At 68.5% G+C, this 9,524-nt stretch carries 7 protein-coding genes; 4 read left to right on the top strand and 3 right to left on the bottom strand.

The window, feature by feature from the left end; all coding sequences use genetic code 11:
• Window positions 1-149 precede the first annotated feature (149 nt).
• Both ACZ6DL_RS21280 and ACZ6DL_RS21275 read left to right on the top strand, forming a co-directional pair.
• Window positions 150-1,427, top strand: a complete 1,278-nt coding sequence (locus tag ACZ6DL_RS21280; protein WP_466053445.1) for a flavin-containing monooxygenase — start codon at window positions 150-152, stop codon at window positions 1,425-1,427.
• An 11-nt stretch (window positions 1,428-1,438) separates the two neighbouring features.
• The gene (locus ACZ6DL_RS21275; RefSeq protein WP_466053443.1) at window positions 1,439-2,788 is read left to right on the top strand and encodes a cytochrome P450; all 1,350 of its coding nucleotides are present in this window, start codon (window positions 1,439-1,441) and stop codon (window positions 2,786-2,788) included.
• Here the strand turns inward: ACZ6DL_RS21275 and ACZ6DL_RS21270 are convergent.
• On the bottom strand, window positions 2,778-4,130 hold the full coding sequence (locus ACZ6DL_RS21270; protein WP_466053441.1) for an MFS transporter: 1,353 nt from the start codon (window positions 4,128-4,130) through the stop codon (window positions 2,778-2,780). The genes ACZ6DL_RS21275 and ACZ6DL_RS21270 overlap by 11 nt on opposite strands.
• Before the next feature lie 84 nt (window positions 4,131-4,214).
• Between ACZ6DL_RS21270 and ACZ6DL_RS21265 the strand changes: the two genes are divergently transcribed.
• Entirely contained in the window at window positions 4,215-4,694 is a 480-nt protein-coding gene (locus tag ACZ6DL_RS21265) for a winged helix-turn-helix transcriptional regulator (protein WP_466053439.1), read from the top strand.
• A gap of 68 nt (window positions 4,695-4,762) precedes the next feature.
• On the opposite strand, the gene ACZ6DL_RS21260 is transcribed toward ACZ6DL_RS21265, so the two are convergent.
• Both ACZ6DL_RS21260 and ACZ6DL_RS21255 read right to left on the bottom strand, forming a co-directional pair.
• Window positions 4,763-6,217 (bottom strand): serine/threonine-protein kinase, encoded by a 1,455-nt coding sequence (locus ACZ6DL_RS21260; RefSeq protein WP_466053437.1) that lies wholly within the window; start codon window positions 6,215-6,217, stop codon window positions 4,763-4,765.
• 223 nt (window positions 6,218-6,440) lie between these two features.
• The gene (locus tag ACZ6DL_RS21255) at window positions 6,441-8,819 is read right to left on the bottom strand and encodes a beta-ketoacyl synthase N-terminal-like domain-containing protein (protein ID WP_466053435.1); all 2,379 of its coding nucleotides are present in this window, start codon (window positions 8,817-8,819) and stop codon (window positions 6,441-6,443) included.
• 107 nt (window positions 8,820-8,926) lie between these two features.
• Between ACZ6DL_RS21255 and ACZ6DL_RS21250 the strand changes: the two genes are divergently transcribed.
• A complete protein-coding gene (locus tag ACZ6DL_RS21250; protein WP_217999188.1) occupies window positions 8,927-9,430 on the top strand; it encodes a GtrA family protein in 504 nt (167 codons plus the stop codon).
• The last annotated feature ends 94 nt before the right edge of the window (window positions 9,431-9,524 follow it).

The following is a 9,524-nucleotide window of genomic DNA, read 5'->3' as shown; positions in this document are numbered from 1 at the left end:
GGCCCCGCTCATGCGACCAACAAACACGGCATGAGCGGTCAGGCCCGGAGGCGGCAGCGCAGCGTGACCACGCAGGGCCCCGCTCATGCCGACAACAGACACAGCATGAGCGGTCAGGCCCGGAGGCGGCAGCGCAGAGGGGACAGTGCATGAGCGGCTATTGCGTGATCGGCGCGGGCGCGGCGGGTTTGGCGACCGCGCGTGAGTTCGCCGCGCACGGTTTGGATTTCGAGGTGCTCGAGGCGTCCGACGGGATCGGCGGGATCTGGGACGCACGACGCCCGGACTCACCGGTCAGCCACAACACGCACGTGATCGCGTCCAAGGGTGTGCAGGCGTTCTCGGGATTCCCGATGCCCGAGGACTATCCGGACTATCCGGGGCACGAACTCGTGCTGCGCTATCTGCACTCCTACGCCGACGCCTTCGACCTGTGGCCGCGCATCCGGTTGAACACCTCGGTGCAGCACGTCGAACCAGCAGAAGGCGGATGGACGGTCACCCTGGCCGACGGATCCGAGCGACGCTACGCCGGGGTGGTCGTCGCCACCGGGCACGACCGCACCCCGCGGCGCATCGATATCCCCGGTTCGGGCACGGTGCCCGTGCTGCATTCCAGCGAGTACCGCCATCCCGAACAGGTGCTCGGCAAGCGAGTGCTGGTGATCGGGGCCGGGCAGTCGGCGGCCGACATCCTGTCCGACTGCGCGGTCAACGCCGCGCTGACCCTGCACAGCAGTAGGCGCGGGTTCTACTGCATGCCCAAGTACCTGCTGGGCCGCCCGACCGACAGCATGTTGCAAGGCAAGATGTGGCGGCCGCTGCGTAAGCGGGCCTTCGAGCGGCTGTTCTCGTATCTGCGCGGCCGTTCCCGCACGTTCGGGCTCCCGGTGCCGGATTTCACCGACGGCATCGTCATCCCGATGCTGGGCGACCAGCTGCATCACCACTACACCCACGGCGACATCACGCCCAAACCGGACGTCACCGCGATCGACGACGACCGGGTGACCTTCACCGACGGCACCGAGGAGAAGGTCGATCTGGTGGTGCTGGCCACCGGGTTCGTGCCGAACTATCCCGTCGTCGACCGGACCCAATTGAACTGGGCCGACGACAGCCTGCGACCGGGCCTGTATCTCAACATCTTTCCGCCGCACACCCGCGACCTGTTCGTCGTGGGGATGGTGCGGCCGATCGGTTCGCACTGGGATGTCTACGAGAAACAAGCCGAGCTGGTCGCGCGGTACCTGCGGGCCAAGGCGAGCGATCCGCGGCGGGTCGAGCGTTTCGATCGCGCCACCGAGGGCCGCCAGCCCGACCTGTACGCCGGGTTGCGGCTCTACCACGCCGACCAGTACCCGCTGGTGGTGGAGAAGCAGGACTACGTGAACCAGCTGCGCAAGCACGCCAAGCTCTTGAAGTGAAAGGTCGTTCCATGAAAGCACCCGGGCCAGGTCTGGTGGAAACCGGACGCATGCTGCCGAAACTGGCGAAGAACCCGCTGACGACGGTGGGCGCGCTGCTGGACGGCTACGGCGACGTCGTGCGGGTCAAGGCAGGCCCGATGCTGGTCTACCTCGTCGCGGATCCGGCGATGACCGAGTACGTGCTCAAGGACAACTACACCAACTACCGCAAGAGCCCGATCTACGACGAGTTCAGCATCCTGCTCGGCGAGGGGCAGTTGACCACCAACAACCTGGAGTACTGGCGCACTCAGCGCAAGCTGATCTCCCCGGCGTTCTCCCATTCGCACGTCAAGGGTTTCGCCGGCGACATCACCGACAGCGCCGCGGCGATGCTGGACGGCTGGGACGCCGCGGCCGGGCAGTTCCGCGACATCTACGACGATTACGTCAAGCTGCTGCTGGCGGTGACCGGCCGGATCCTGTTCGGCTTGGACCTGTCCACCGGCACCAGCCAGGTGACCGACGCGATGCGCGCGGCGTTCGCGCTCATCATGAAGCGGGTGAACGCGCCGGTGAAGCTGCCGCAATCGTTCCCGACACCGGAGGCGCGCCGGGTCGCGCGCAAGGTCGGTGAACTCGACGACGTGGTACGCCATCTCATCGAGGAACGCCGCCGCGGCGGTGACACCACCGACGTGCTCACCGCGCTGGTGCGCGCCCGCGACGAAGGCGGCCGGGGCATGCGCGAGGAGGATCTGCTCAACGAGATCAAGACCCTGCTCGTGGCCGGGCACGAGTCCCCGGCCAACGCGCTGTCGTGGGCGTGCTACCTGCTGGCCACCCATCCGGAGATCCAGGAGAAGCTGGCCGGGGAGGTGCGCGCCGTGCTCGGCGACCGCAGCCCGTCCTTCGCGGATCTGGGGCAGCTGAGTTACTGCCGCATGGTGATCGAAGAGACGATGCGGCTGTATCCGCCCGCCTGGATCGTCGAGCGCACCCCGATCGCCGATGACGAGATCGGCGGCTACCATGTGCCCGCGGGCGCGCGAGTCACGTTGTGTATGTACTACATCCACCGCGACAAACGGCTGTGGGACGCCCCGGAGGAGTTCCGGCCGGAACGTTTCGCCGACGCGGCGGTGGCCGAGCGGCACAAGTTCGCGTTCTTCCCGTTCTCCGGTGGCCCGCGTATCTGCCTCGGCAAGGACATGTCGATGACGGAGATGGTGCTGATCCTGGCCATGACGGTGCAGCGTTTCCGGCTCGAACTCGACCACACCCACCCGGTGGTGCCGCTGGCCTCGGTGAATTTGCGCCCGGAATCCGGCATCCGTATCCGCCCGGTCCGCCGCGTCACCGAGCCCGTCATGACCTGACGGGGTTGTTCGGCCACTCCGGCGAGCGGATCCGAACTCTCACCGGTCGGGAATGTCGTGTGCCCGCTGGGGTGTCGGGAGGCGGGTGAGCCGCGCGTGGCCTCCGCTCAGCGTGGCAGGGCTGCCGCGTCCGGGCTCTTCGGTCGAGGACCGGGCGCACCGCGGCCCCGGGCCGGGTGATGCCGGTGACCTGGGCCAGTCCCCACACAACCAGTGCGGCGAGGGAGTAGGCCGCGCCGGCCCAGCAGGAGGCCTGCCATCCGCGGGTGCTGTATGCCCAGGTGGTCGTGAGTGCGCCGAGGGCGGATCCGAGCGAGTAGAAGGCCATGTAGGCGCCTATGACGCTGCCGGCGCGGTGCGGATGTGCCGTGGTCAGCAGATGCTGGCTACCGACATGTACTGCCTGGACGGCGAAGTCGAGGAGAACGATGCCGATGACGAGCAGCCACAGGGTTGTTTCGGTCCGGGCGATGAGCGACCAGGAGGCGGTGAGCACCACCAGTGCGGATCCGGTGACCGCCTGTGCGTGTCCGGAGTCGGCCCATCGTCCCGCGCGGGCGGCGCCGAGAGCTCCGGCCAGGCCCGCCACTGCGAACAGGCCGATCTGCGTGGTGCCGAAGTTCCACGGGTCGGCGCCGAGGGGCAGGGCCAGCCCGCTCCAGAGGGTTCCGAAGGACGCGAAGGCGAAGAACGCGATCAGGCCGCGGCTCACAAATAGGTGATCCGTGCGCGCGAGCCGCCCCATCGATGCCAGCACCTGCGCGTACCGCGCGCCGGGAGTTCCGCAGTCCGCGTCGAGTGCCGCGCGGACGGTGAGGGCCACAGCCAGGCAGAGTGCGGCGAGCAGCGCGTACACCGCACGCCAGCCGACCGTGTCGCCCAAGACCCCGGCCACGACACGGACGCCGAGGATGCCGATCACCACCCCGGAGGTGACCGCGCCGATATTGCGGCCCCGCTCGCCCGGCGCGGAGGCGGCGGCGACGTAGGCGACTGTCACTTGAACCACGACCGCGAACAGTCCCGCCATCGCCAGCCCCGCCACCGCGACGGCACCGTTCGGGGCGGCGGCCGCGACCGCGGCTCCCGCGGCGGTGAGGACCAGATGCACGGTGATGAGCCGCCGCCGATCCACCACGTCGCCGAGCGGAACCAGCAGGATCAGACCGGCGAAGTAGCCGACCTGCCCGGCGGCGACCAGCCCGCCCAGCGACTCGGGTGCCACCCCCAGGCCGTCGCCCGCTGCTTCCAGAACCGGCTGTATCGCATAGATCGTCGATACGGCCACTGCACACACCAGCGCCAGGACGAATCGCTGCGTCCTCGTGACTCCTGTCGCCACCACACCTCCCACATCAGTAGCAAAATGCAACCATTCGAGGATAGGTAATAATGGTTTCGAATTGCAACTGATTGGAGGAGGCTCATGACCACGCCGCTCGGTACCGGCCGCGAGTGGACCGATCCCACCTGCCCGGTCGCGCGGACCGTCGACCTCGTGGGCGATCGGTGGAGCTTGCTGATCGTGCGCGACGCCATGGACGGCGCGGCCAGCTTCACCGACTTCCAGCAGCGGCTCGGGATCGCCCGCAACATCCTCACCGATCGCCTGCGCAGGCTGGTCGACCACGGCATCCTCACCACGAGCACCGCCCCGGGCGGCAAGCGGCACAGCTACGCACTCACCGGAGCCGGGCAAGACCTCTTCACCCTCGTCGTGGCGTTGCGCCAATGGGGAGAACGCCACACCTTCACCGACGACGAACCCCACTCCACGCTCGTCGACCGTGACGGCAGCCCCGTCGCCCCCCTGCGCACCGAAAACCACAAGGGCGAGCGCGTCACCGCGGTGACCACCCGAGTTCGCAAGGTGGGCGAACCCGACATCTCGGTGGCAGACGCGTAATCGGCCGCACTGCGACTACGCCGAATCCGTTCCGCGATGCGGCTATCGGAACCCGCGGGTGTTCGCGTTCACGGCCGGTTCCTGGCACGTCTGTCGGCGATCCAACGGCCGGTCGCGGGGGCCACCGCACACAGCAGTCCCGTGCAAGAGAAGAACAGGACGGTGCCGATTAAGACGAAGTCGCTGCCGCGGCTGTCTCCGCTCAGGCTCGCCCCTAATCCGACCAGGCAGACCAGCGTGATGATCCCGGTGCCGACTGCCACGGCGATGCGGCCGGATCGTTTGCGCCGAAACAGTGCGATCGAGCCGCAGATCAGCAACAAGGCCATCGTGGTGGAGATCGCCATGGGGGCGAGAAGGTCGAGGGCGACCTCACGCAACGTCTGGCGGCGACCATATTCGATGTGCGGGGTCGTCAGCTCCATCGCTCCGCTGGCGAGGATCAGACAGAAGACCAGACCGAAGGCGAACGCCACGACGGCGCCGATCCGGGGGACGACGCCGGACGGCCGAGCCGGATCGTAGACGGGTGTGAGCGGGGGCATCGGGGGCAGCGGCTCGGCGCGCCACCTGGGCTCCGAAGGCTGGTTCAGCAAGGTCGGAGCCGACCGCGGCCAAGGGTCGATCGCCGTCGCCGAGTGGGTGGAGCGCTGGTTGACGAAGGTCGGCGCGGGCGGCACGTGGGCAGCGTCGCCGCGCAGGGCCGCCGCCGCGGCTGCCGCGAAGTCGCCACAGCTGGCGAATCGTTCGTCACGGTGTTTGGCCAGCGCGCGTGCGATCACATTGTCGAGCTGCCGTGGCAACTCCGGACGGGTGTCGCTGAGCCTCGGTACCGGCTTGGCGATGTGTCCAGCAACGATCTGACCGGGATTGGTCGAGGGAAAAGGCGGTTGCCCGGCCAGCATCGTGTAGAGGGTGCAGCCGAGGGAATATTGATCGGCGCGGTGATCGACCGGTTCACCGGACAGTTGCTCGGGTGAGGCATAGGCGAGTGTGGCGGTGAACGTCCCGGTTGCGGTGAGCTTGGTATCCGCGTCGAGCAGACGCGCGATGCCGAAATCCGTGAGCAGAGCACGGGTTTCGCGACCGGCTTCCGCCTCGGCGATCAGGATGTTGGCGGGCTTGATGTCGCGATGCAGCACTCCGCGACCGTGGGCGTAGTCGAGAGCCTTGGCGGTATCGCCGATGATCTGCAGCACCTGATCCGGGCGTGTGGTCCGCGGATCGAGCCGGGCGGCGTCGGTACCGCGGATGTACTGCATGGAGATCCACAGGTGCCCGTCCTGGCTGCCGCGATCGTAGACGCCGACGATGCCCGGATGCTCGAGACGCGCAACGACATTGGCTTCCAGTTCGAACCGCCTGCGCAGCTCTTCGTCCTCGGACACCGCGCGATTGAGCAGTTTCAGCGCGACCAGTCGCGGCAGCCGCGGGTGCCGGGCCAGATAGACGGTGCCCATACCGCCTTGCCCGAGTACGCCCTCGATCACGTAGTCGGCGAACGACTCGTACTGCCTCAACATCTCTGACCCCCTTTGGATCCCAGCCCACCCGAACCGTGGGCAGCATATCCGCTTCCGGACCGGAGACCGGGCGGCGCTCGCGCATCGCATCACGAGCCGATCCCCGGATATCGAACGCTCCTCTGGAGTCCCGTCCTGCGACCGCGCTCAGCCGTGTCTTTCGTGGCTGCCGAACCCACGGGCGGCGGATCGTTCGCCACCGGCGCCGTAGAACGACTGCGGCTCAGCCGAGCAATTCCCGGCTCAACACCAGCAGTTCGGCTGTCGAGAGAACTTCCTCGTCCGACGGTGATTCCGGTGCCATGACCGACGCAGTGGCGGTTCGGGGTGCCGGATCCGCGGCCGGGTGTAGGGGTGCGAGGCGGATGTTCAGTTCGGTGGCCAGCAGCTCGACGGTGGGACAGCCCCAGATGATGGCGGCGGGGACGTCGATGCCCAGGCGGGCGCTGAGGCGCGCCGACAGTTCCACGGCGTGCACCGAGCCGATTCCGAGCTGGTCGAAGTTCTGCCGTGCGGGCACCCGTTCGGGTGCGATGCCGACGACGTGGGCGAGTTCGGCGGTGACCAGGGCGGCGAGGTCGTGCGCGGAGTTGCTTCGGGGCTCGCTGGACTCGGGAGATGCGTGGGCTGGTGCCCGGTCCTGGACCGCAGCGGCCGGATCGACCGCTCCCGGAGCCGTCACCGGCGACACAACCAGCGCGGTCCCGACCCCGGAACCTCGAACATCAGCAGGAGCGACGTGGTCGCCTGGCGGCGAGTCGAACGAAGGCGATCCGATCGCGGCAACACCGGGTTCCTCGACCGGCGCATGAGGCTCCGCCCAATGCCGCTGGCGCTGGAACGGATAGGTGGGCAGGGATACCGGGCGGCCCGGCGGGTTGACCGCCGCCCAGTCGGGCTCGACACCACGCTCGAACAGCACACCCGCCGCCTCGAGCAGGTCGCGGTGGGCCACCGTGCCGGGACGCAGGGCCGCGGACAGCACCAGACTCAGCACCTCGTGCTCGGTGTCGTCCTTCCGCGTGGTCCCGTCCAGGTAGGCGCCGAGGAAGTCGACAACCGCGCCCACATCGTTGGCCACGATCGAAAGCCGTTGCTGGAAAGGCGTTCTCGTGGCGAGGGTATGGGCGAGATCGCCCAGACCGATCCCGGGATCGCGGAGGAGACACTCACGCAGCCGATGTGCGTGCGCGCGCAGCGCGGTCTCGGTGCGGGCCGACAGCACCACCAGCCGCTGCGAGACGCCGGTCCCGGTTACCGGCTCGGGCTCGGGCGCGGCTTCGACGATGACGTGAGCGTTGGAGCCGCCGAAGCCGAACGCACTCACCGCGGCGCGCGCCGGCCGGTTGTGCTGCGGCCACGGCAGCGCGATGTCGGCGACGCGTACGCCGGCCGTCTGCGGATCGAACTCCCCTGGCAGTCGTTCGAAATGGAGGCTGCGTGGGATCCGGCGATGGGTCAGCGCGAGCGCGACTTTCACCAGTCCCGCCATGCCCGCGGCCGCTTCGGTGTGCCCGATATTGGTCTTGATCGAGCCGACCCTCAGCAGTGCGCCGGGCGCTCTGCCGCTGCCGTAGACCTCGGCCAGTGCCGACAGTTCGGCGCGGTCGCCGACCGCGGTGCCGGTGCCGTGCGCCTCCACGTAGTCGATCGTCGACGGGTCTACACCCGCTCGCGCGCACGCCCGCCGCAGCAGTTGCCGCTGCCCGTCGGCGCTGCTGGCGGGCATGGAGCGATGCCTGCCGTTGTTGTTGGTGGCGCTGCCCAGCAGGGTGCAGTAGACGCGGTCACCGTCGCGCAGGGCCTGCCGCAGCGGCTTGAGCACGACGACCGCGCCGCCTTCGCCGCGCACGTAGCCGTCGGCGGTGGCGTCGAAGGTGCGGGATCGTCCGCGCGCGGACAACACGCCCAGCGCGGACAATCCGATCGTGGTCTCCGGGATCAGATTCAGTTGCACCCCACCGGCGACGGCCAGCGCGCTCTCGCCCGCCCGCAACGCCTGACAAGCCAGGTGCACCGCGACCAGCGATCCCGCGCACGAGGCGTTCACCGTCATGCTGGGGCCGTCGAAACCCAGGAAGTACGACACCCGGTTGGCGATGACGCCTTCGACATCTCCGGTACTGGTGAACGGTGTGATGGCGATGGCGCCACGGGCGAGTTTCACGGCGCGATAGTCGTTGAACTTGTTGGCGAAATACACGCCCGTCCGCGGAACCCGGTCGGGGCGGATCCCCGCGTCCTCGAATGCCTCCCAGGCCAATTCCAGCGCCAAGCGTTGCTGCGGATCCATATCGGCCGCTTCGCGCGGGGTGATGCCGAAGAATTCGGCGTCGAAACCGGCGACATCCGCCAGATATCCACCCGCGACCGACACCGTCTTGCCCGCGGCGGCCCGGTCGGCGCCGCGATGGTCACCGGACCAGCGACCGGGCGGCGGTTCGTCGGCGATCGCGTCGGTCTCCTCGATCAGCAACCGCCACAACGCTTCCGGGGAATCGGCGCCTCCGGCGAAGCGACAGCTGATGCCGATCACGGCGATCGGCTCGGCGATGTCGATCGCTGTCTGCTGAGGACGGGTGCGCCGTTTGGCTTTCTTCACACTTCTCGCCTGCCCGCGATCCACCGACCGTGCACCCGTGGAACAAGCGGTGCGGTGAATCTGCCGATCTTGTTGTGGGGTCGGGACATGTGCCGGAGACTTTACCTGTGCTGTTTTCCGAACGCCCCGTTTTCGCTCGGGTGACGTCCGCGCTGGGGGGCGAGGCACGGCGTCGAGAACTCCTCCGTTTCGCCTCCGTCGGTGCCGCCGCGTTCACGCTGGACACCGCGGTGTTCCTGACCTTGAAGAGCACCGTGCTCGAGGCGTATCCGGTCACGGCGAAAGTGGTCGCGGTGCTGGCGGCGATCACATTGTCGTATGTGCTCAACAAGCAGTGGTCCTTCGACGGGCGCGGCGGCCGGCGCGGCCACCACGAGGCGGCGCTGTTCTACCTGGTCAGTTTCCTGGCCGTCGCGATCAACACCGCACCGCTGTGGGTGTCGCGGTATGTGCTGCATCTCGAGGTACCCGAGGTCTCCCGTTTCACCCAGAACGTGGCCGACTTCGTGGCCGCGCAGCTGATCGGCACCGCGCTGGGCATGGTGTTCCGGTTCTGGGCATTCGTGCGGGTGGTGTTCCCGGACGAGGTCGAGCGCCCCGGCGCGGGGTGAACCGGCCGGTTGCGCTCATCCTGATGACAACCCTGTCCGGCGCGATCGCCCACCGTGCGGGCCGCGGCGCCCCGCCGCGACACCCCGGCCGCGC

Source organism: Nocardia sp. NPDC041819, assembly GCF_055590505.1.
This window is presented reverse-complemented; position numbering and strand designations above follow the sequence as displayed.